The 21,898-nt window shown below is 64.1% G+C and carries 22 protein-coding genes and 1 tRNA gene; 12 read left to right on the forward strand and 11 right to left on the reverse strand.

Annotated elements, in window-relative coordinates:
* Nucleotide 1 precedes the first annotated feature (1 nt).
* The 3 genes from A6B35_RS27825 to A6B35_RS27835 all read left to right on the forward strand — a co-directional run bounded on the left by A6B35_RS27825 (nt 2) and on the right by A6B35_RS27835 (nt 2,835).
* Nucleotides 2–901: a LysR family transcriptional regulator gene (locus A6B35_RS27825; RefSeq protein ID WP_006199426.1), complete on the forward strand. Its 900-nt coding sequence runs from the start codon at nt 2–4 to the stop codon at nt 899–901.
* Between the two features lie 87 nt (nt 902–988).
* Nucleotides 989–1,657, forward strand: coding sequence for a DUF1007 family protein (locus tag A6B35_RS27830; RefSeq protein ID WP_040581743.1), 669 nt, complete (start codon nt 989–991; stop codon nt 1,655–1,657).
* 8 nt (nt 1,658–1,665) lie between these two features.
* Nucleotides 1,666–2,835 (forward strand): nickel/cobalt transporter, encoded by a 1,170-nt coding sequence (locus A6B35_RS27835; protein ID WP_006199428.1) that lies wholly within the window; start codon nt 1,666–1,668, stop codon nt 2,833–2,835.
* A gap of 19 nt (nt 2,836–2,854) precedes the next feature.
* On the opposite strand, the gene denD is transcribed toward A6B35_RS27835, so the two are convergent.
* Genes denD through A6B35_RS27855 form a run of 4 tightly spaced genes read right to left on the reverse strand, consistent with a single transcriptional unit; the run spans nt 2,855 to nt 5,777 of the window.
* Nucleotides 2,855–3,832 (reverse strand): D-erythronate dehydrogenase, encoded by a 978-nt coding sequence (denD, locus tag A6B35_RS27840; RefSeq protein WP_006199429.1) that lies wholly within the window; start codon nt 3,830–3,832, stop codon nt 2,855–2,857.
* Between the two features lie 2 nt (nt 3,833–3,834).
* Nucleotides 3,835–4,041, reverse strand: coding sequence for a hypothetical protein (locus tag A6B35_RS27845; protein WP_006199430.1), 207 nt, complete (start codon nt 4,039–4,041; stop codon nt 3,835–3,837).
* A gap of 60 nt (nt 4,042–4,101) precedes the next feature.
* Nucleotides 4,102–5,076: a cation diffusion facilitator family transporter gene (locus A6B35_RS27850; protein ID WP_006199431.1), complete on the reverse strand. Its 975-nt coding sequence runs from the start codon at nt 5,074–5,076 to the stop codon at nt 4,102–4,104.
* 14 nt (nt 5,077–5,090) lie between these two features.
* Nucleotides 5,091–5,777 (reverse strand): GNAT family N-acetyltransferase, encoded by a 687-nt coding sequence (locus tag A6B35_RS27855; RefSeq protein WP_006199433.1) that lies wholly within the window; start codon nt 5,775–5,777, stop codon nt 5,091–5,093.
* A gap of 82 nt (nt 5,778–5,859) precedes the next feature.
* On the opposite strand from A6B35_RS27855, the gene A6B35_RS27860 reads away from it, so the two are divergent.
* Nucleotides 5,860–7,044, forward strand: a complete 1,185-nt coding sequence (locus tag A6B35_RS27860) for a pyridoxal phosphate-dependent aminotransferase (RefSeq protein ID WP_006199434.1) — start codon at nt 5,860–5,862, stop codon at nt 7,042–7,044.
* Between the two features lie 12 nt (nt 7,045–7,056).
* On the opposite strand, the gene A6B35_RS27865 is transcribed toward A6B35_RS27860, so the two are convergent.
* Together A6B35_RS27865 and A6B35_RS27870 are read right to left on the reverse strand one after the other, a co-directional pair.
* Nucleotides 7,057–7,818: an SDR family oxidoreductase gene (locus tag A6B35_RS27865; RefSeq protein WP_006199435.1), complete on the reverse strand. Its 762-nt coding sequence runs from the start codon at nt 7,816–7,818 to the stop codon at nt 7,057–7,059.
* A gap of 241 nt (nt 7,819–8,059) precedes the next feature.
* Nucleotides 8,060–8,791 carry a tellurite resistance TerB family protein gene (locus A6B35_RS27870; protein ID WP_006199436.1) on the reverse strand — a complete coding sequence of 244 codons (732 nt, stop codon included), beginning with the start codon at nt 8,789–8,791 and terminating at the stop codon, nt 8,060–8,062.
* A 194-nt stretch (nt 8,792–8,985) separates the two neighbouring features.
* Between A6B35_RS27870 and A6B35_RS27875 the strand changes: the two genes are divergently transcribed.
* Entirely contained in the window at nt 8,986–9,348 is a 363-nt protein-coding gene (locus A6B35_RS27875; RefSeq protein WP_006199437.1) for a YybH family protein, read from the forward strand.
* Nucleotides 9,349–9,383: 35 nt separating this feature from the next.
* Here A6B35_RS27875 and trhO read toward each other — a convergent pair whose 3' ends face one another.
* Nucleotides 9,384–10,313 carry an oxygen-dependent tRNA uridine(34) hydroxylase TrhO gene (trhO, locus tag A6B35_RS27880; protein WP_006199438.1) on the reverse strand — a complete coding sequence of 310 codons (930 nt, stop codon included), beginning with the start codon at nt 10,311–10,313 and terminating at the stop codon, nt 9,384–9,386.
* A gap of 171 nt (nt 10,314–10,484) precedes the next feature.
* On the opposite strand from trhO, the gene A6B35_RS27885 reads away from it, so the two are divergent.
* On the forward strand, nt 10,485–11,123 hold the full coding sequence (locus tag A6B35_RS27885) for a 2-dehydro-3-deoxy-phosphogluconate aldolase (RefSeq protein WP_006199439.1): 639 nt from the start codon (nt 10,485–10,487) through the stop codon (nt 11,121–11,123).
* Between the two features lie 77 nt (nt 11,124–11,200).
* On the opposite strand, the gene A6B35_RS36300 is transcribed toward A6B35_RS27885, so the two are convergent.
* The 4 genes from A6B35_RS36300 to A6B35_RS27900 all read right to left on the reverse strand — a co-directional run bounded on the left by A6B35_RS36300 (nt 11,201) and on the right by A6B35_RS27900 (nt 15,543).
* Entirely contained in the window at nt 11,201–11,377 is a 177-nt protein-coding gene (locus tag A6B35_RS36300) for a hypothetical protein (RefSeq protein ID WP_006199440.1), read from the reverse strand.
* Nucleotides 11,378–11,511: 134 nt separating this feature from the next.
* Nucleotides 11,512–11,585, reverse strand: a tRNA-Gln gene (locus A6B35_RS27890).
* 149 nt (nt 11,586–11,734) lie between these two features.
* On the reverse strand, nt 11,735–13,606 hold the full coding sequence (gene mepK, locus A6B35_RS27895) for a peptidoglycan L,D-endopeptidase MepK (protein WP_006199441.1): 1,872 nt from the start codon (nt 13,604–13,606) through the stop codon (nt 11,735–11,737).
* A gap of 392 nt (nt 13,607–13,998) precedes the next feature.
* Nucleotides 13,999–15,543, reverse strand: a complete 1,545-nt coding sequence (locus tag A6B35_RS27900) for a sigma-54-dependent transcriptional regulator (RefSeq protein WP_006199442.1) — start codon at nt 15,541–15,543, stop codon at nt 13,999–14,001.
* Nucleotides 15,544–15,687: 144 nt separating this feature from the next.
* On the opposite strand from A6B35_RS27900, the gene A6B35_RS27905 reads away from it, so the two are divergent.
* The 6 genes from A6B35_RS27905 (at nt 15,688) to A6B35_RS27930 (ending at nt 21,789) form a co-directional block, all read left to right on the forward strand.
* Nucleotides 15,688–17,526 (forward strand): M3 family oligoendopeptidase, encoded by a 1,839-nt coding sequence (locus A6B35_RS27905; RefSeq protein ID WP_006199443.1) that lies wholly within the window; start codon nt 15,688–15,690, stop codon nt 17,524–17,526.
* A 372-nt stretch (nt 17,527–17,898) separates the two neighbouring features.
* On the forward strand, nt 17,899–18,636 hold the full coding sequence (locus tag A6B35_RS27910) for a hypothetical protein (protein WP_006199445.1): 738 nt from the start codon (nt 17,899–17,901) through the stop codon (nt 18,634–18,636).
* Nucleotides 18,637–18,797: 161 nt separating this feature from the next.
* The gene (locus A6B35_RS27915; RefSeq protein ID WP_006199446.1) at nt 18,798–19,943 is read left to right on the forward strand and encodes an aminodeoxychorismate synthase component I; all 1,146 of its coding nucleotides are present in this window, start codon (nt 18,798–18,800) and stop codon (nt 19,941–19,943) included.
* Complete coding sequence (locus A6B35_RS27920) at nt 19,892–20,554, forward strand: aminotransferase class IV family protein (protein WP_040581750.1); 663 nt, start codon at nt 19,892–19,894, stop codon at nt 20,552–20,554. The genes A6B35_RS27915 and A6B35_RS27920 overlap by 52 nt, the downstream gene beginning before the upstream one ends.
* 18 nt (nt 20,555–20,572) lie before the next feature.
* Nucleotides 20,573–20,860 (forward strand): YciI family protein, encoded by a 288-nt coding sequence (locus A6B35_RS27925; RefSeq protein ID WP_006199448.1) that lies wholly within the window; start codon nt 20,573–20,575, stop codon nt 20,858–20,860.
* Entirely contained in the window at nt 20,857–21,789 is a 933-nt protein-coding gene (locus A6B35_RS27930) for a heme-dependent oxidative N-demethylase family protein (RefSeq protein WP_006199449.1), read from the forward strand. The genes A6B35_RS27925 and A6B35_RS27930 overlap by 4 nt, the downstream gene beginning before the upstream one ends.
* Nucleotides 21,790–21,898: the final 109 nt, after the last annotated feature.

Genomic DNA, 21,898 nt, shown 5'->3' on the forward strand with positions numbered 1-21,898 from the left:
CATGGACACGCTGACCCGCATGCGCGCCTTCATCGACGTGGTCGAGGCCGAAGGCTTTTCGGCGGCCGCGCGCAAGATCGGCCGCTCCAAGGCGCTGCTGTCGAAATATGTGCGCGAGCTGGAGGACGAGCTCGGCGCGCTGCTGCTGAACCGCACCACGCGGCAATTCTCGATGACCGAGGCCGGCCATACCTATTACCGGCGCGCCTCGGAGATCGTGCGCGAGGTCGACAGCCTGGCAGATGCGGTGCGCGAATCCTCCGGTGATGTGCGCGGCCGCATCAAGCTTTCGGCGCCGCGCACCTTCGCCGACGCGCCGATCGGCCAGTCGCTGATCGACTTCGCCAAGCAGCACCCCGACATCGTGCTCGATATCCAGCTCGACGACCGCTTCGTCGACCTGGTCGAGGAGGGCTTCGATCTCGCGGTGCGCATTTCGAGGCTGGAGAATTCCTCGCTCATCGCCAGACGTCTGGCGCCGTTTTCGGTGCGGCTGTGCGCCTCTCCGGAGCTCATCGCCAGCCACGGCATGCCGGCGCGGCCACAAGACCTTGCCCGAATTCCCTGCATCGTCGACACCAACGGTCGCGGGCTGAACAATTGGCAGTTCAAGGGCGACGGCAGCGACACGGTGAGCGTTTCGGTCTCCGGTCCGGTCGAGGTCAACAGCCCGATGGCGGCACGGGCTGCCGCCGTGTCGGGCCTGGGCTTCACCATACTGCCGGATTTCATCGCCGCGCCCGATCTCGAGAGCGGCCGATTGGTGACCGCGCTGGACGACCGTATCCTGTCTGGCGCCGGCATCTTCGCCGTCTATCCGCATCGGCGCTATTTGCCCGCCAAGGTCCGCGTTTTCGTCGATTTCCTGGTGCAATGGTTCAGGGTGCGCGACGCCGCTTGACTGGCCTGGTGCCCGGCGGTCCCAATTTCGCCCCCTTTGTGATAACTCTCGGGTCCACCTCCGAAGTCGATGGAATCGCGACCGAGAATGCAGCTGAAACGGCAGGCAATTATAATGGCTTCGGCCATGGCGGTGACATTTGCCGCGGTCGGGGCGGCCGCTGCGCACCCCCACGTCTTCGCCGAAGCCCGCCTCGACGTCATCCTCAGCCCGGATCACCAAAGTGTGAAAGCGCTGCGCCATCTCTGGCGCTTCGACGACCTGTTTTCGAGTACGGTGATGATGGAGTTCGATAAGAACTCCGACCTGAAGCTTGACGACAAGGAGCTGAAGGATGTCGCCGACACCGTCCACGCTTCGCTCGCCGAATTCAACTACTTCCAGCTCGTCACCGTCGACGGCAAGGACGTGGCGATGACGCCGCCGCCGCACCTGATGGCCAATTTCGAGAACGACCAGTTGATCATCCTGTTCGAGTCCGAGCCGAAGCAGCCGATCAAGCTGTCCGGCAAGATCGACATCGGCGTCTACGACCCGACCTTCTATACGGCGATCGACTTCACTGAGGATTCCAACATCACGGTCGAAGGCCTGCCTTCGACATGCACCAAGAAGGTCGTCCGTCCGGATCCGGACGAGGCCATCGCAGAGAACCAGAAGACCTTGACGGAAGCCTTCTTCAACGATCCGACAGGCACCGACATGAGCAAGATCTTCGCCACCAAGCTTGAACTGAACTGCCCGCCAGAAGGATAGATCCGGTGATGAAACCGTCCCTGCGCATGGCGCTCGGCCTCGTGGCCGCCGCTCTGCTGATGACGCACTTCCTCGGCTCCGCCCATGCCCAGAGCTCGCTCGGCATCGGCACCAATGACGGCATGGCCCCCACCGCCAGCGGCCCGTTCGCCCACATCCTGATGTGGATCAACCTCAGACAGCAGGAATTCTACCGCGCGCTGGCGGCGGCGATGAAAGCGATGCGCCAGGACGGCAGCAAGATGTGGCTGCTGATTGCGCTCTCCTTCGCCTATGGCATTTTCCACGCCGCCGGTCCCGGTCACGGCAAGGCGGTGATCTCATCCTACATGGTGGCCAACGAAGTGGCGCTGAAGCGCGGCATCCTGCTGTCCTTCGTCTCGGCCCTGCTGCAGGGGTTGACGGCGATCGCCGTCATGTTGCTCGCCTATTTCGTGCTGCGCGGCACCAGTGTCTCGATGACCGACGCTGCATGGCTCATGGAGATCATGAGCTTTGTCTTCGTCACCCTGTTCGGCGCCTGGCTGCTGTGGCGCAAGCTCGGCCCGACCGTCCTGCGCCTGTTCGGCGCCGGCCCGGCCTACAGTCTCTCGGCCGCTCACGCCCATTCGCATGGCGGACATTCGCATGCGGGCCATTCCCATGCCGCGCATGCGCCTTCGGCCCATTCCCACGCGCGTCACGACCACGATCATTCCAACCATGACCATTCGCATGATCACGACCACGGGGCGCATGCCCACGATCACCACGATCATGGCGCGCATGCCCATCACGACCGCGCGGCGGGCGAGGTCTGCGAGACCTGCGGCCATTCGCATGCGCCCGATCCGTCTCTGCTGTCGGGCGATCGTTTCGACTGGCGCACGGCATGGTCGGCGGTGGCCGCCGTCGGCATCCGCCCCTGCTCCGGCGCGCTGATCGTGCTGAGCTTCGCGCTGCTTAACGGGCTTTGGCTCGGCGGCCTGCTATCGGTCCTGGCGATGTCGCTCGGCACGGCGATCACGGTCTCAGCGCTGGCGACGCTTGCCGTCACCGCCAAGAACTGGGCCGTCTATTTCGCCGGTGACGGCCGTATGGGCAACCGCATCCACTCGATCGTCGAGATCGGCGGCGCGGCCTTCGTCTTCCTGTTCGGATTGCTGCTGCTGTCGGCAAGCCTGACCGGCGGCGTATGACGCCCGGGCGCCATCAGGCTTAGTTCGCGACCTTGCCGTCGAGCTCATCCTCGATATGAGCGTGGATGATCTCGTCGAAACTCTTTTCGGCTGTAAAGCCAAGCTCCCTCGAACGCCGCGCCTCGAACCGCGTCGGCCAGCCCTTGACGATCGCCCAGATCGTTTCGTCGGGTTGCTCGCGGATCAGCTTCACCGCGCCGGCCCCGGCGACGCGTTCGAGCGCCTCGATCTGCTCGCCGACCGTGACAGCGACGCCGGGCATGGTCAGGTTGCGGCGCGGCCCGACGGCGTTGCCGTCGATTCCGGCGGCATGGATCAGGAAGTTCACCGCCGAGCGCGGGCTGGCATGGGTGTGCACGACCGAGCGCGGCACCGGCAGGATCGCCTCCTGACCCTTCAGCGGCTCGCGGATGATGCCGGAGAAGAATCCCGAAGCAGCCTTGTTCGGCTTTCCGGGCCGCACGCAAATGGTCGGCAGCCTGACGCCGATGCCGTCGAAGAAGCCGCGCCTGGAATAGTCGGCAAGCAGCGCCTCGCCCATCAGCTTCTGCGTGCCGTAGGAGGTCAGCGGCGTCGGATGGAATTCGTCCGGAATGATTTCGGGAAACGGCGCGCCGAATACGGCGATCGACGAGGTGAAGACAAGGCGCGGCGCGAACGCCGCCAGCCGGACGGCATCGAACAGCGCCCGCGTGCCGTCGAGATTGACGCGGTAGCCGAGATCGAAATTGGCCTCCGCCTCGCCCGACACCACACCCGCGAGATGAAAGACCACGTCGGGACGCGAAGCGACCAGGCTTGCCGTCGCGCCGGGAGCTGCGAGGTCGCCGGTGTGGATGGAAACATCGACGCCTTCGATGGCGGGCGCCTGCGGCGGCACGATGTCGTGCAGGTCGAGCGCGGTGATCCTTTGCCCGCGCAGCGTCCGGTCCTTTGCCAGCCGGGCAACGAGTTTGCGGCCGACCATGCCTGCCGCGCCGGTTATCAGAATGCGCATTTTCAAAGACCCTTTTTGCGTTGGCTGCGGCCGCGCAGCCAGAACACGATGAACAACGCCAGCAGGAAGACAGCCGCGACAACGACTGCAAGAACGGTCGAGACGCTGCCGACCGCCAGCATCACCGTTGGCAGCCAATAGGCAGCGAGGCCGAACAGCAGCATGATCCACGTCGCCGCGATCAGCGCATTGCGCGTGTCACGATCCATCACGCGTGCCCGATGCGGCGGAAAATCAGGCTCGTTGCCAATGTCATGGGATTCCCTGCGTCAGTGATAGTGACCGTGATGCGGCGCTGTACCATGTGCATGATCATGGTCGTGGTCATCCTCGTCATCGGCGCAATGCCCGAATTCCGGTTCGACAGTGGCATGGCTGATGCCGTGCTCGGCCGCAAGCCGTTTCTTGATGGCGCTGACGGCGGTATGGGCATCGACCCCGTCATTGAGGCAGGCGTGCAGCGTCGCCATGTTGGCCGAGCCATCGAGCGACCACACATGCATGTGATGCACTTCGCGTACGCCCTTCACCGTCCCCTCGATATCCTTGGCGATGACATCGCGATCAAGGCTCGCCGGCACGCCTTCGAGCAGGACATGGGCGGCCTCGCGCATCAGCGACCACGCCGTCGACAGGATCAGCAGCGAGACCAGCACCGACAGGATCGGATCGATGGGCGTCCAGCCCGTCGCAAGGATGACCAGAGCCGCAACGATGGCCGCCGCAGAGCCGAGCAGGTCGCCCAGCACATGCAGAATGGCGCCGCGCATGTTGAGGCTGTCACGATCGCCGCCATGCAGCACGAAGAACGAGCCGATGTTCACCAGCAGGCCCACGATCGCCACCACCAGCATCGGTCCGCCAAGCACCGGCGCCGGCGTCAGCAGGCGTCCCCAGGCCTCGTAGACGATCCACAGGGCGATGGCGAAGATGGCGATGCCGTTGGTATAGGCGACCAAAGTCTTGACGCGGCCGAAACCATAGGTGAGCCGGACTGTCGCCGGCCGCCCGGCGAGATGGAAGGCATACCAGGCAAGGCCGAGCGCGATCGAATCGGCGAGCATATGGCCGGCATCGGCGAGCAGCGCCAGCGAGCCCGTCAGCAGGCCGCCAAGCGCCTCCGCGACCATGAAGCCAGCCGTCAGGCAAGCGGCGATCAGCACCCGCTTCTTGTCGGTCGAGCCGTGCACATGGCCAGCGCCGTGGCCGTGCCCCTGCGCACCATGATCGTGGCTATGGGCCATACATGAAACTCCTGCTACGCGCCGAACTCTGCGCGAAAGTCCTCGAGCCTCCGCTTCTGCTGGCCGTCACCATCGAAATTTGCCGGATCCAACCATGCCTCATAGGCTCTGCGCAGATCAGGCCATTCCTTGTCGATGATCGAGTACCACGCGGTATCGCGGTTTTCACCCTTGACGACAAGATGCTGGCGGAAAATGCCCTCGAACTTGAAGCCGAAACGCTCGGCCGCGCGCTTCGACGGTTCGTTGCGGTTGTTGCATTTCCATTCGTAACGGCGATAGCCGAGCTCGTCGAAGATGTACTTCATGAACAGGAACTGCGCCTCGGTCGCCGCCGGCTTGCGCGAGATGATTGGCCCCCAATAGATGTTGCCGATCTCGATGACGCCATAGGCCGGGTCGATGCGCATCAGCGTCTGGCGTCCGGCGACCTTGCCGCTGGCCTTGTCGATGACGGTGAAGAACAAGGGGTCTTCACTCGCTTCAACCTTGTCCAGCCATGGCTGGAAGGCGGCGCGGGTTTCCGGCGGATAATCGGGCAGCCAGGCGAAGCGGCCGCCGACGTCAGGCACAGACGACGCTTCGTAGAGGCCGTCGCCATGCTTTGCGGCGCTCAGCGGCTCGAGCCTGACGGTGCGGCCTTCAAGCACCTTGCGTTCGGGCCGCGGACGCGGCTGCCAATTCTTGAGATTATCCGACACGCAGGCTCCAATCCGTTTGACTTTTGTGACCGGACGCTCACAAAAACGCACGCTGAGTGAAAGAACCACAGGGACGGGAAAAATGCTCCACACGATTTCGGCCTTCGACCGTCTCGGCGAGGAAAATGCATTCGCGGTGCTCGCGCGGGCGACAGCTTTGGCGCACCAGGGCCGCGACATCGTCAATCTCGGCATCGGCCAGCCCGACTTCAAGACGCCGCAGCACATCGTCGAGGCGGCGATCAAGGCGCTGCGCGACGGCCACCATGGCTACACGCCGGCCAACGGCCTCTTGGCGACGCGCGAGGCGGTGGTGCGCCGCACGCTGACCACCACCGGCATAGAGGTCTCTCCGGAGAGCGTGATGATCCTGCCCGGCGGCAAGCCGACCATGTTCGCGGCGATCCTGATGTTCGGCGAACCGGGGACGGAAATCCTCTATCCCGATCCCGGCTTTCCGATCTACCGCTCGATGATCGAATTCACCGGAGCGGCCCCCATTCCGGTGCCGATCCGCGAAGAGAACGGCTTTGCCTTCTCGGCCGAGGAGACGCTGGCGCTGATCACACCCAAGACCAGGCTCCTGATCCTCAACTCGCCGGCCAACCCGACCGGCGGTGTGACGCCGCGGGCCGAGATCGAGAAACTCGTGAAAGGACTGGAAGCCCACCCGCATGTCGCCATCCTGTCCGACGAGATCTACGACGTGATGACCTATGACGGCGAGACGCATTGCTCGCTGCTCACCTTCCCCGAAATCCGTGACCGGCTGATCGTGCTGAACGGCTGGTCGAAGACCTGGGCGATGACCGGCTGGCGCATGGGCTGGTCGATCTGGCCGAACGGCGACAAGGGCGCCCATCTCTATGACAAGGTGCGCAAGCTGGCGGTCAACTGCTGGTCCTGCGTCAACGCGCCGAGCCAGTTCGCCGGCATCGCCGCCATCGACGGGCCGCAGGACGATGTCGACAGGATGATGCGCGCCTTCGACAATCGCAGGAAGGTCGTGGTCGAAGGGCTGAATGCCTTGCCCGGTGTTTCCTGCATCACGCCGAAGGGTGCATTCTACGCCTTCCCCAACGTTTCCAAGACCGGCTGGAAGGCCAAGAAACTCGCTTCGGCGCTGCTTGAGGATGCCGGCGTGGCGCTGATCGGCGGTCCCGATTTCGGCATTCTCGGCGAAGGTTACATCAGGCTCTCCTACGCCAACTCCGAGGAGAACATCTTGCGCGCGCTGGAGCGGATCGAGGCGTTCCTGGTGAAGTAGGACTTCAGCCGCTCACCCGCGCCCGACGAACGGCATCTTGGTCGCCATAACGGTCATGAACAGCACGTTGGCGTCGAGCGGCAGGCTCGCCATGTGGACCACGGCATCGGCGACCCGCTCGACATCCATCACCGCTTCGGCGGCGATCGAGCCGTTGGCCTGCGGCACGCCGACCGTCATCGCTTGCGCCATGTCGGTCAGCGCGTTGCCGATGTCAATCTGGCCGCAGGCGATGTCATAGGGCCTTCCGTCCAGCGCCAGCGTCTTGGTCAGCCCGGTGATGGCATGCTTGGTCGCGGTATAAGGCACCGAGCCAGGCCGCGGCGCATAGGCCGACACCGAGCCGTTGTTGATGATGCGGCCACCCATCGGCTGCTGCCGGCGCATGGCGCCGAAGGCAGCGCGCGCGCACAGGAACGAGCCGGTGAGATTGACGCCGACGATATCGGTCCACACCTCGACCGGGATCTCGTCGATCAACGTCGACTTGTAGCCCATGCCGGCATTGTTGAAGAGCAGGTCGACACGGCCGAAGGCCTCCAGCACCGTCTCGAAGAGATCATCGACCTGGTCGGCCTTGCTGATGTCGCAGGCAACCGCCAGCGCCTTGACGTCCGTCTTCCCGGCCTCAGCGATCGCCTCCTCCAACACCGCCTTGCGGCGGCCGCAGAACACCGTGTTCCAGCCCGCCTTGAGCAGTGCCGTGGCAACACTCTTGCCGATGCCCGTGCCGGCTCCGGTGACGATGGCGGTTTTCTCTGTGATGGCTGTCATCGCCGTCCTCCCTGATCATGGCTGGAAGAACATGTGCCATCGCAAATGACGGCTCCCATGGCAAGCCGAACCATTCGTGATCGGTTCAACAAAAAGGGCGGTCATTGGCGACCGCCCCTGATCTGAACCGGGCTTGGGAGGAGGAGAAGCCGGTCCGACTGCTAGAATGATGCGCTTGCTCGGTTAACGAGGCACTAACGCAATGGTGCCCACCTCGGCGGCCAGCAGTGCTCGCCCGAACCTACCAGCGCGGATTGGGCGAAGTACCAGCCGGCACCTTCGCCGCCGACACCGTCGCCTCGACATGATCGACCAGCGCGTCCGGCAGGCCGAGACGTCCGGCGAGCAGGTCGAGATAACCGCGTTCGGCGCGCGTGTCGGGATCGATGGTGAGGCGCGAGGCCGTGTAGAGTTCGAGCTTCTGCGCATCGGTCTTGGCGCCGGCGACCAGCGTATCGAGGTCGAGCGGGCTTTCGAGTTCCGCCATCAGGAATTGCTCCGCTTCCGTGCCGATGCCGGCGAGGCTGAGCTTGCCGGCGATCTTCTGGCGTTCTTCGTCGTCGACATGGCCGTCGGCTTTCGCCGCCGAGATCATCGCGCGCACCAGCGTCAGCGTGAATTCGTCCTCGCCTTGCGGCGCCTGTGACGGATGGAAAGCGGTGTCGGCGGGCGGCGGCAGCAATTCCGGCTCGCCGGCGGCGGGCGTTTGCGCCGGCGCGTTACCGGCCTTGTAGTTCTGGTAAGCCTTGTAGGCGAGGCCGCCAATGGCGGCCAGTCCGCCGAGCTTCACGGCCGTTCCGGTGACCTGCCGGCCGGCACCGGTTCCAAGCAGCACCGCGGCCAGCGCGCCGGCTGCCAGCGGATTGTCCTTGGCCATCTGCACGGCCTGCCCCGCCTTGTCGCGGACGGTGCCGCTTGTGCCGGGGATTTGCGAGCCCAGCAGATCGTCGAGGAGCTTCTTGGGATCGAACATCAGTGCCTCCAGAATTTGCCCGGCCGAACGGGCAGGTTTCGAACGTCGAAGAGGTAGGGCCCGCACATTGACATTACAATGACGAGTGGTCGCTTTGTTGAAATGCCGGCAGCGGCGCAAATTGAAACCGGCGTGTCGAAACCGGCCCCGGCCTCGGCTAGTGTTCCGGCCTGTCGACGAGGGAGGAGTTTGCCGTGACCGTTGAACCAGACCACGCGCCGGCGCAGGATCCGCAGGATCTGGAGCGCCTTTTGATCGCCCGCCAATGGGTGGGCGACATTGACGGGATGGTGGCGCTGTTCGAACCCAACGCCGTTGTCGACAGCGGCGAAGGTCAGTTGACGCGTGGCCGGGAGGCAATCCGAACGCTCTTCGTGGAGATCACCGCGACAGGCCGGAAATTCGCCACCGGAGAGCAGCGCCCTGCCCTGATCAATGGCAACCTGGCGCTCACCTCAACCAAGCTGCCTGACGGGAGCATAACCACCGAGGTCGCCCGCCGGCAGGACGATGGCACTTGGCTTTGGGTTATCGACCGCTACTCCGTCGCGTGGTGATACAGCCCAAGCCGGCAACAGTTGTTACACAGGTGCTATCCGCCGATATGCGGACCGTCACCACGCGCCTCAGCCAGTTCGACCTGGCGCTGGCGCTCGGCGTAGCGGGCGCGATCCTCATCCGAGCGCGCATCGAAGCAATGCGGGCATGAGATGCCCGCGACATAGTTCGGCGACAGCAGGTCCTCCGCGATAAGCGGATGCCGGCAGGCGCGGCAGAGCTCAGCCTCGCCCTCGGCGAGGCCATGCGATACCGAGACACGCTCGTCGAAGACGAAGCATTCGCCTTGCCACAGGCTCTCCTCGGCTGGCACCTCTTCGAGATATTTGAGGATGCCGCCCTTGAGGTGGAACACGTCCTCGAAGCCGAGCGACTTCACATAGGCCGTCGCCTTCTCGCAGCGTATGCCGCCGGTGCAGAACATGGCGACCTTGCGCCCTTCCAGCTCTTCCCGATGCTTTTCCACCCAGGCCGGGAATTCGCGAAAGCTCGATGTCGCCGGATCGACGGCGCCCTTGAAGGTGCCGATCGACACTTCGTAGGCATTGCGCGTATCGATGACGACGGTGTCGGCGTTCGAGATCAGCGCGTTCCAGTCGGCCGGCGCGACATAGGTGCCGGCACTCGCTGCCGGGTCTATATCCTCAACGCCCATGGTGACGATCTCACGCTTCAGCCGCACCTTCATGCGGTGGAAAGGCATACTGGCGGAGCTGCTGTATTTGACCTCAAGGCCGGCGAGGCCTTCGATCGATTGCAGATGATCGATCAGCGCGGCGATATCGGCCTCGCTGCCGGCAACCGTGCCGTTGATGCCCTCATGCGCAAGCAGCAGCGTGCCCTTGATGCCGCGTCCGCAGCAGAAGGCGGCGAGCGGCGCACGCAGCGCCTCGAAGCCGTCGAGCCGGGCAAAACGGTAGAGCGCGGCGACGCGAACAGGTTGATCGTGGGTGGACCTTGTCATCGCCAAGCCACTAAACTCTGCTGAAAGCCAATTCAAGGCAGAGCGAATAGGACAGCCTTGAGCGTTGCAAGCGGGCCGGTGCGCGTGACATCGCGACACGCCTCGTTTCGTGGACTCGGAATCTGCCTTCTGCTAATCGGTTGAAATCATCGATACCGGAGAGACAAGCGAATGCCCAGCAAGACCGAAAAGCTCCTGTCGCTCCTCAATGGCCAGCCGGTCATCCCGGTGCTGAAGATCGCCGACGTCAAGGACGCCGTGCCGCTGGCACGTGCACTCACCGCAGGCGGCCTGCCGGCGATCGAGATCACGCTCAGGACCGCCGACGCACTGGAAGCGATCCGCCGCGTGGCCGGCGAAGTCGAGGGGGCCGTCGTCGGCGCCGGCACCATCCTGGATGCAAAACAATTCGACGAGGCGGCGGCCGCCGGCTCGAAATTCATCGTCAGCCCCGGCATCACGAACCAGCTTCTGGCGGCGGCAAAGGACAGTGCCGTGCCGCTGTTGCCCGGAGCCATCACGCCCGGCGAGATCATGGCCGCGCGCGAAGCCGGCTTGCGCTTCCTGAAATTCTTCCCGGCCGAACAGTCCGGCGGCATCGCCTCGCTGAAAGCCTTCGCCTCGCCGCTCACCGACGTGAAATTCTGCCCGACCGGCGGCATCACCGGCAAGAACGCCGCCGACTATCTCGCTTTGCCCAATGTCATCTGCGTCGGCGGCTCCTGGGTGGCGCCGGACGATTTGGTCAAGGCCGGCAAGTGGGACGAGATCGAAGCCCTTGCGCGTGCGGCGAGCAAGCTCGGCCGATAACGCTCTTCTCCCGAAAGAATGGAAAAACCCGGCCGGCTTGCGCCCACCGGGGTCAGGGTTTCCCGCCGCGAACGGGATCAGTGGCAGACTTTGACCTTTTCAACGACCTTGTGGTGATGCACCCAGTGCGTGACCAGTTTGGTCCTGCAGTGATGCTTGCCGGTCTTGATGATCACCGTCTCGGCCTGCGTGGGTGCGACAGCCGCGGAAACGGCAGCCAGAGCCAGCACTGATGCGAATAGAATGTTCTTCATGAGTATCCCCGAGGTTGGAACGCACGCATTCTAACCCGGAGAAGAGTGTGCCGTTCCGCCATCACGAGAAGTTTTGTCCGCCGTGATCTTGCCGGTTCGGCCTCAGTCAGCCCTGGGTGATTGCTGTTGCCGGCTGGTTCCCGCTCATGGGCTCGAACCACGATTCACGCCTTCAAAGGGCGCTGTCCTACCATTAGACGAAGCGGGATGAATGGTGCCTGCTGGTTAGCATCTCGATGCAGCGAAAGCCAGCGTGAGGCCGTGGCGTTCTCCCTATTTGCAACAACAGGTCGCACCCCGAAAAAGCGAAGGCCGCGCCGGTTGCCTGGCGCGGCTTTAGTTGGTTTGATCGATCCGCTACTTGGTCTGGAAGCGAGCGACCGAAAGGAACGTGACCGCGTTGCCGGTGAAGCGGTTGGGATCCACCGTCTCGCTGTCCGGCTGGAAGCCGGCCGTATAGACCTCGCTCGGCGGCGTATGCACGATGTTGTAGGCATAGCGCGGCGCTGTCGTCGAGCTGGAAACGGTGGCGACGTATTCGTTGCTGTTCAGCGCCCAGCGCGCCGCCTGCGGCGCGGCTGCAACCACCACCGCCTTCGGGCCGGGCTTCAGGTCGCGAGCGGTGGCCCTGGCTTCCTTGCGCGTCGTCTTCACGCCAGCGCCGATCGCCAGTGCGGGATCGGTGCCGGCGGGACGGGCAACAATGGCATCACGCGGCGATGCCGCATCGACACCGGCCGGATCGTTGAACGCCGAACGCGGCTCGGAGAGCGAGGCGACCTGATAGTCGCCGCCGGCAGCGGCATCGCTCGTTGCGCTGACCCGTTCGAGAACCGCCTTGACCTCATCCTGCCCGACCTGATCCGGCCCGACCTGATCCGGCTTGACCTCATCCGGACGCGCGGATGGCAGAACTGAGAATGCGTCGGTCGCGGTCGTGTTGTGTTGTGCCGTATCGGCCAGTGCCAGCAGAACGTTCTTGTCCTGCGGTGCGAGATCGGCCGGCAGGTCCGGACGCCAGGACGGCAGCGGAATGTTGTTGACCGCAACCTGTGCCGGGTCGGCGGCAGTCGCATTGGCATCGGTTGCATTGGCCGGGTCGGTCATGCCGAACGGAACATTGACCGGCGCATGCGCAGTTGCAACCGCCTGCTCGGTGCTGGCGGTGGTTTCCGCCGTGCCGAACGGAACGTTTTCAGGTGTCTGCGCACCAACGTCGGCCTTCGGACGCGGGGCGAAGTCAGGCAGCGGGATCTCCTTGGCCGGCAGCGCCGCGATGATCGTCTCGGGCGTATCCTGCTGCTGCTCCGGTTCGACTGCATTCTCGTCGGCAAGCTGCGGGATGTTGGCGCGCTGCGCATCCTTCGGCGACACGATGGCTATGCCAGGCAAGTTGCTCGGCTTGGCGCTCGCCGCCGGCTTTGCGGTCTTCGGCTTGGGCGAGGGCGCCGCGCTCGCCACATCGGCACTGTCGTCGGCCTCGTCGTCGCCGCCACCAAAGAAAGCAGAAAGGAAGCCACCGGATTTCTTGTAACCGCCGCCGGCGCTGGCCAGTTCGATGGCGGGAGAGCCGGAGCCCTTGCGCGCCTTGTAGGAGGCCAAGGCCTGCTGATAGCCAGGCAGCGGCTTGCCATCGCTCGGCACATGCAGCGTCTTGCCGTTGGGGAATACCCTGACGAGTTCCTGGCGGCTGATGCCCGGCCAGTGACGCACATTGCCGATATCCATGTGCACGAAGGGCGAGCCGGACGACGGATAATAGCCGACGCCGCCGCCTTGCATCCTCAAGCCGATGTCGCGCAGCTTCTTCAGCGGCACACCTGGAATGTAGAAGTCCATAGCCTTGCCGAGCATGTGCTGGCTTTTCTCGGCAACGCCCCGGCTGCGGCTGCGCAGCATCGAGTTCGTCGATGGCGAGCGGTAACCGCAGACCACCTGGATATAGTCGGTGGCACCACTCTGCCGATAGGCTTCCCACACCAGATCAAGCAGGCGCGGGTCCATCTTGGTCGGCTCGTTGCGGCGCCAGTCGCGCAGGATGATGTTGATCTTTCGCAAACCCTCCGGAACGTAGCGGCCATTTCGCTTGTAGACGATCTCGGCCTTTTCGTGCGTATGGAGGTGATAAAGCTTCAGCGAGCGTGTATCGGCGCTTGCGCCGGTCGCGGCTGCGGACAGGAACGAAACAGCAAGGATCACCGCTGCCAGCCATCTCGGCCAGACGCTCATGTGATAGTGCCGCCCGTCTTTGTGTCGTTCGACTTTGTTCAAATCAAAAGGCCTTGCAGGCTGCCGTTTGTCCCCGGATTTGCCCAAACGGATGCGTGGTTGATCACATCCGAATATCGATCCTAATGGTTAATCATCGCTTATTGAAGCCGAAATGCGGTAACACCGTGGCGATATCCCGTCAAAAATAATGCACGGGGTTTCTTGGTAAACTGCTGGTTTAGATCATGATTCCGCCTCCGATCGAAACACGATCTGTTACCGCCAGCCTTAATGTGTGAACGGAGCCGCTCCGCGCCCGGCCCGCGCCATGCATGGTCGAAACCGTCGATCTTGTCGCGACAACTAAGGGTGCAAGCTGGCCCGGACCTTGCGGCACAAGGCCTTTCCCGTCAGGAAGCGAGCCGTTCGATGCGGCCGCTTTCCGGGTCGATGCCGTATTCCTTGAGCTTCCTGTACAGCGTCGAGCGGCCAATGCCGAGACGGCGCGCGACCTCGCTCATCTGGCCGTTATAGTGATCGATCGCCAGCTTGATCATTTCAAGTTCGACATCGGCCAGCGCGCGCACATTGCCGCGCTCGTCCAGTGCCCTGAGCGTACCGAAACGCGGTTGCAGCCTGGTAGGCGGATCAGGTTCGCCGACCGCAAATCCTTCATCGGAGGCCGCAACACCGTTGGCGCGTGGCGAATCGTCAGAATCCGGGCCGGGACCGGGCATCGCGACCTCGGCATCGAGATTGACCGTGCCTTCCAGTTGCGCGCGGATCTGCGGGAATTCTTCTTCCGTCAGCACATCGCCCTCGGCGAGCACCGAGGCCCTGAAGACGGCGTTTTCCAGTTGTCTGATGTTGCCCGGCCAGTCATAGGCCTCCAGCATGGCAAGCGCCTTGGCCGAAATGCCGTGCAGGCGACGGCGCGGATCGGCCGGCGCGACCTTCTCCATGAAGTGCTTGACCAGATAGGGAATGTCGTCGCGGCGGTCGCGCAGCGGCGGCACGAAGATTGGATAGACGTTCAGCCGGTAGAACAGATCCTCGCGGAACTTGCCGTCCTTGACCTGCTGCAAGAGGTTGCGGTGCGTCGCCGAGATCAGCCTGATGTCGACCCTGACGGTTGAGCGGCCGCCGACCGGATCGACCTCGCCATCCTGGACGGCGCGCAGCAGCTTGACCTGCACGTCGAGCGGCAGGTCGCCGATCTCGTCGAGGAACAGCGTGCCCGAATGCGCCTCGACGAACTTGCCGGTGTGTTTTTCGGTGGCGCCGGTGAACGAGCCCTTCTCGTGGCCGAACAGGATCGATTCGACCAGATTGTCGGGGATGGCACCGCAATTGACGGTGACGAAAGGTTTCGAGCGGCGGTCGCCGCTGCCCTGGATGGCGCGCGCCACCAGTTCCTTGCCGACGCCCGATTCGCCTTCGATCAGGATCGGGATGTTGGACGCCGCCGCCTTCTGGCCGAGGCGGATCACGCGGTCCATCGCCGGGCTGTGGGTGATCATGTCCTTGAAGGTCAGATGGCCGCCGCGCCGCCGCGACGTTCGCTTCATCTCGTCCTCGACCGCCTCGACTTTGAGCGCGTTGCCGATCGCTGTCTGCAGCCTGTCGGGAGAGGCCGGCTTGACCACGAAATCGAACGCGCCATGGCGCATCGCCGAAACGACGGTTTCGATGCCGCCCTGCGCGGTCTGCACGATGACCGGCACATGGATGCCGCGCTCGCGCATCGCCTTGAGCACGCCGATACCGTCGAGGCCCGGCATGACCAGGTCGAGGATGACCACCGAGACCTCGCGTGCATTGGGCCCGTCGAGGACGCCGAGACCGGCTTCGCCGCCGTCGGCGACGATCGCGCCGTGGCCGAATTTCGTCACCGCCGCCTCGAGCAGCCTGCGCTGCACGGGATCGTCATCGACTATGAGTATGGAACCTGTCATGACTGTCTTGGATGCCCGCCTGAGAAATTCCCCATGGATCATCTTGGCACAGGGTTCTAAACAAGGTTTCAAAAAACCCGGTGAACGAATTCCTTAGGATTTGACCGGCTTCTCCTTTCCCCTTGATTCCGGAAGGTATTGTTGATGCGCATGATGTTCGATCGGCGGCTTGCGGCGCCAGCAATCGGTCACGGCGCGTCCGAGTTGGGCGATCTGCCGGAATGGAACCTCGCCGATCTCTACTCCGGCATGGAGGCTCCCGAACTGAAGCGCGACATTGCGTGCGCCGCAAGCGATGCCACCGCCTTCGAAAGCCGCTGGAAGGGAACGCTGGCCGCCGAGGCCGAACGTGGCAGCGCCGGCAGGCTGGGCGAGGCGCTGCGCGCCTATGAGGCTCTGGAGGAACTGATCGGCCGCATCGTCTCCTATGCCGGGCTGGTCTACGCTGGCAACACGGCCGATCCGCAGCGCGCCAAGCTCTATGGCGACATCCAGGAGAAGATGACCGACGCCAGCGCGCATCTTCTGTTCTTCGCGCTCGAATTGAACCTGATCGACGATGCCGTGATCGAGGGCGCGCTCGCAGCCGACGCTGGCTTCGCTCATTACCGGCCCTGGGTGCTCGACCTGCGCAAGGACAAGCCGTTCCAGCTCGAGGACCGGGTCGAGCAGCTCTTCCATGAAAAGTCGATCACCGGGCGCGGCGCCTGGAACCGGCTGTTCGACGAGACGATGACGGATCTGCGCTTTGACGTCGGCGGCGAGGAGCTGGCGCTGGAGCCGGCTCTGAACCGCCTGCAGGACGCCGACGGCGAGGTGCGACGCCAAGCTTCCGAAGCGCTGGCCGCCACCTTCCGCAAGAATTTGCGCACCTTCACCCTGATCACCAACACGCTGGCCAAGGACAAGGAGATCTCCGACCGCTGGCGTGGCTTCGAGGACATCGCCGATTCACGCCATCTCGCCAACCGCGTCGAGCGCAGCGTGGTCGACGCGCTGGCCTTGGCCGTACGCGAGGCCTATCCACGCCTGTCGCACCGTTACTATGCGATGAAAGCGCGCTGGCTGGGCATGGAGGTGATGAACCACTGGGACCGCAACGCGCCCTTGCCCGAGACCCCACAGGCGGTCATCCGCTGGGACGACGCCAGGGACACGGTGCTGTCGGCCTATCAGCGCTTTTCGCCCGACATGGCCGAAATCGCCCGGACCTTCTTCGACCGCAACTGGATCGACGCACCGGTCAGGCCGGGCAAGTCGCCCGGCGCCTTCGCCCATCCGACCGTGCCGTCGGCGCATCCCTACGTGCTGCTCAACTACATGGGCAAGCCGCGCGATGTCATGACGCTGGCGCACGAACTTGGCCACGGCGTCCACCAGGTGCTGGCCGGCGGCCAGGGCGCATTGATGGCCTCGACGCCGCTGACGCTTGCCGAGACGGCATCCGTCTTCGGCGAGATGCTGACCTTCCGCTCGCTGCTCGACCAGACCACCGACAGGCGCGAGCGCAAGGCCATGCTCGCCCAGAAGGTCGAAGACATGATCAACACGGTCGTGCGCCAGATCGCCTTCTACGAGTTCGAGCGCAAGGTGCATGCCGAGCGCAAGAACGGCGAACTGACCTCCGACCGGCTCGGCCAGTTCTGGCTGGAGGTGCAAGCCGAAAGCCTCGGACCGGCGATCAAGCTGCGCGATGGCTACGAAGTGTTCTGGACCTACATCCCGCACTTCATCCATTCGCCTTTCTACGTCTATGCCTATGCCTTCGGCGATTGCCTGGTGAACTCGCTCTATGCGGTCTACCAGAATGCCGAGCGCGGCTTTCAGGAGAAGTATTTCGAGATGCTGCGCGCCGGCGGCACCAAGCATCATTCCGAGCTTCTGGCGCCCTTCGGCCTCGACGCGAGCGATCCCGCCTTCTGGCAGATCGGACTCAGCGTGATCGGCGGCCTGATCGACGAACTGGAAGCGCTGGACAAATGACACGCTGTCTCGACGCTCGGCTTAATCAAAATAGATTAGCCGAAGCGCATGTTGGGACCGTTCCATTCTTGTCCTAAATATCTGTTCTTGAATAACTCTCCGTGGGATTTTTCCGTTAGCTTTCCGTAGGCCGTATGATAGCGTCCCGCCTCAAGCTCAGCCGGACGCACCGCTCAGGCCAGGGGACAATCTCGGCCGGTCGTGGCGCCTTGGCGAATGCGATGGCGGCCGTTGGCCAGGGTGCGCAAAACCCGATCGCCGACAGCTCGATTGAAGCCGGCAGTTCCGTGCACCGCGGAACCACCTTTGAATGGTCCTTGAGCCAAGGTCATCACTCCGGCCACGGCAGACGGATCGGAGTGGAGAGAGACAATGGGCACTTTTTTCTACATGCTCCTGGCGTTCGTCGTAGGTGTGTTGGTTGGCTGGTTCCTCTGGGGTCGCCTGCGCGGCGAACTCGACAGTTTGCGCGGCGATCTGGACCGCACGCGCAGCGAACGTGACAAGCTTCGTGCCGAGCTCGATGCATGTGGCCGCGCCCGCGCCGATCTCGAGCGCCAGCTGCGCGAAGCGCCCGCCGCATCCAGCGCGGCGAAGGCCGCCGCGCAGGCACCGGCGGCGCTGATCTCGACACCCGCGACGGCAAAGTCTGCTCCGGCCAAACCCGCCGCCGCCAAGCCCGCTGCCGCCAAGCCCGCCGCCGCGGCCAAGAAACCCGCGGCTGCCAAGTCGGCAGCCGCGCCAAAGCCGGCAGCGAAAGCCGCCGCCCCCAAGGCTGCCACACCGAAGCCCGCGGCGTCCAAGCCGGCCGCAGCGAAGAAAGCAGCACCTGCCTCGGCCAAGACGGCAGCCGGCAAGCCCGACAATCTGCGCCGCTTGATCGGCATCGGCCCGGTCAACGAAAAGCTGCTCAAGGGCCTGGGGGTCACCTCCTACGCCCAGATCGCCGCCTGGACGGCTGCTGATGTCAAGCGGATCGAGGACGTGCTGAATTTCGACGGCCGCATCGCGCGAGAGCAGTGGATCGACCAGGCGAAGCTTTTGGCCGCCGGCGACGAAAAGGAATTCGCCCGACGCTTCCCGACCGCGGGAACCGCCAACAACACCTGAGCGTCTTCAGCCTGCGGGCCACAATGGCGGCGCCCCGTGCCGCCATTGTTTTTGTAGCCGTGCAACCTTTGCGTCCTTGGACGCCGCTCTCTCGATTGCACGCGGGCGAGCCCCCATATAGAGCGATCGCTGGCGTCACAGACCGCAGCATCCGAGCCCCAATGTCCCTGCCCTCCGCCATCTTCCGCAATGATGCGAGCACGCGTCAGCTCGTCTTCGACCATCCGGCCGAAATCATCACGGCGCATGAAGCGCGCGATTTCCTGCCGGCGCTGGAAGTCGCGCAGGCGGCGAGTGACGCAGGCAAGTGGCTGGCCGGCTATTTCTCCTACGAGGCGGGTTACCTGCTCGAGCCGAAATTGGTGCCGCTGCTGCCCGAGGGCCGGCGCGCGCCGCTGGTCTGCCTCGGCGTCTTCGATGCCCCGCTCGAGCAGGCCGTGCCGCAAAACACTGCGCCGGCCACCAATGGTCCGATCTTCGACGCCAGAGCCGCCTGGTCCGCCGAAGATTACGCCAGACGCTTCGCACGGCTGCATGACCACATCCGCAAGGGCGACTGCTATCAGGGCAACCTGACCTTTCCGGTCCACGCGCAATGGTCTGGCGATCCGCTCGCCGCCTTCAATGCGCTGACCGAGCGCCAGCCGGTGAAGTACGGCGCGCTGGTTGCGCTCGGCGATCCGATCGTGCTGTCGCGCTCGCCCGAACTGTTCTTCGAGATCGACGCCGACGGCATGATCGAGACGCATCCGATGAAGGGCACGGCGCCGCGCGGCGCGACCAAGGCCGAGGACGCCAAGCTCAAGGCGTTCCTGCGCAACGACGAGAAGAACCAGGCCGAGAACCGGATGATCGTCGACCTCCTGCGCAACGACATTTCGCTGATCAGCGAGGTCGGCACGCTGGAGGTGCCCGAACTGTTCCGCATCGAGACCTATCCGACGGTGCACCAGATGGTGAGCCGTGTGCGGGCGAAGCTCCTGCCGGATGTCAGCATCCGCCAGATCCTGGCGGCGCTGTTTCCCTGCGGCTCGATCACCGGCGCGCCGAAAATACGCGCCATGGAGATACTGCACGAATTGGAAGGCGTGCCGCGCGACGTCTATTGCGGCGCCATCGGCTGGATCGCGCCCGGCGGCACGATGCGCTTTTCCGTGGCGATACGCACCATCTCGCTCTTTTCCAGCGGCGAGGCCGTCTACAATGTCGGCGGTGGCGTCGTCTTCGATTCCACGGCCGAGGAGGAGTATCGGGAGTGTCTGCTGAAAGCACGCTTCGCGACGGGAACGCCGCCGATTTCGAGCTGATCGAAACCATGCGCTGGGAACCCGGCGCGGGCTTCCTGCGCTTCGATCGCCATCTCGAACGGCTTTATGGCTCGGCTGCTGAGCTGGGCTTTGCATGCGATCCGCAACGGGTCGGCGAAGTGCTCATGAATACGGTTGGCCGACAGGAGACGGCATTGCGCACCCGCCTTGTCCTGGCGCGCAATGGCGAGGCGACGGCCTCGGTGCAGCCTTACGAACCGCTGGCGGCCGACAAGGTCTGGAGGCTGCAACTGGCGCGGGTGCGGCTCGATTCCAGCGATACGCTGCTGCGCCACAAAACCAGTCGGCGACAGATCTACACCCATGCCCGCGCCGAATATCTCATCACCCAGGCCGACGAGGTGCTTTTAGCCAACGAGCGCGGTGAACTCTGCGAGGGCACGATCACCAATCTCTTCGCCGACTTCGGCGACGGCGTGCTGATGACGCCCCGCCTCGATTGCGGCCTGCTGCCTGGCGTATTGCGCGGCGAGTTCCTGGACGAAGGCCGCGCCGCCGAAGCGATCTACAGCTTTGACGATCTGAAATCGGCCAAGGCGATCTACGTCGGCAATTCGCTGCGCGGGCTGATCCCGGCCAGATTGGCCTGACGCAGGCGGGAGATAGCGATGTTCGTCGTTTCGCTGAACTACAAGGTGCCGCTCGCCGAGATCGACCGGCTGGCGCCGGCGCATGTCGAATGGCTGAAGGTGTGCTACGTCGAAGGTATCTTTGTCGCGTCTGGACCGAAGAACCCAAGGACTGGCGGCGTCATCATCGCGCGCGGTCCGCGCGATGTGCTGGATGCCAGGCTGGCAGCCGACCCGTTCGCCAAGGCGGGTGCCGCCGACTACGACGTCACTGAATTCACCGCGAGGATGACCGCCGCCGGCTTGGACGCCTTCAACGAAGTATGACCTCTCGCCAGCCCACCCATACGCCCTATGACGGCTCGTCGAAACTCTTCACCATCGGGCTGAAGCCGCTCGATCCTGACCGGTGGATCGAGGTCGACGAGCATCTGCTGCCGCATCTCGCCGAGAAACGCCGGCTCTATGCGGAAATCCCCGAAAGGGTCTTTGTCGAGGAAGACGGTACTCGCGACGCGCAGCGCGAAGTGTTCGACCTGCTCGGCGAGCATCTGCTGACGAAGCATCCTGACATCTATCGGCGCTCCGGCGACGGGATCGAGGTGGTTGGTGCCGGGAAATTTGACGGGCCTGATGCAGGCTTTCGACACGCGCCGCTCATCGCGGCGTCCCTGCTCGTCCAGGAAGACCTGATCCTGATGCGGCGGGGCGAAAGCGGCTGGCGCCTCGTCGCCGGCTCGCTCTGCTTTCCCTCGTCATGGTCGCTCTGCGAAAAATTCGGCAAGCCGCTGCAGCAGATCCACGCGCCGGTGCCGGGTTTCGGACCGGGCACGCGTCCGGCCGATCTCATCAACCGCATGTTTGACGGCCTCCAGGGTCAGGCGGTCGAGCGCTACAACTGGTCGATCCAGGCAGGCGACGCTCTCTACCATCCACTCTCCAACGTCGAGCGCATCGACCGCGCCACCAGCCGCCCGACGCGCTTCCCCGACGGCGACGTCAACGCCCACGCCTTCATTCGCGTCGAGCGGCAGACGCTGCGCAAGCTGCCTGCGTCACGCGACATCCTGTTCACCATCCGCATCCATCTCGATCCGCTGAAAGTGCTGGCCAGCCACCCCGACAGGCAGGCGCTGGCTGTGTCTTTCGCCGCGCAGCTTGAGGAGCTTGACCAGGCCCAGCTCGACTACAAGGGGCTGACCGCCGACCGCGACCGGTTGGTCGCCTTCCTCAACGACATGGCCAAGGCGGCTTAACCAAATGCGCAAGCCGGCCTGGCCGGCGGTTGGCGCTTTTCACTGGTTTATGACAATGATCTGTGGTGTAGCGCTTGGCCGTCCGGCGCAAATGCCCGGCTTTGCCCCC

The sequence above is a fragment of the Mesorhizobium amorphae CCNWGS0123 genome (genome assembly GCF_001686985.1).
Lineage (GTDB): Bacteria > Pseudomonadota > Alphaproteobacteria > Rhizobiales > Rhizobiaceae > Mesorhizobium > Mesorhizobium amorphae.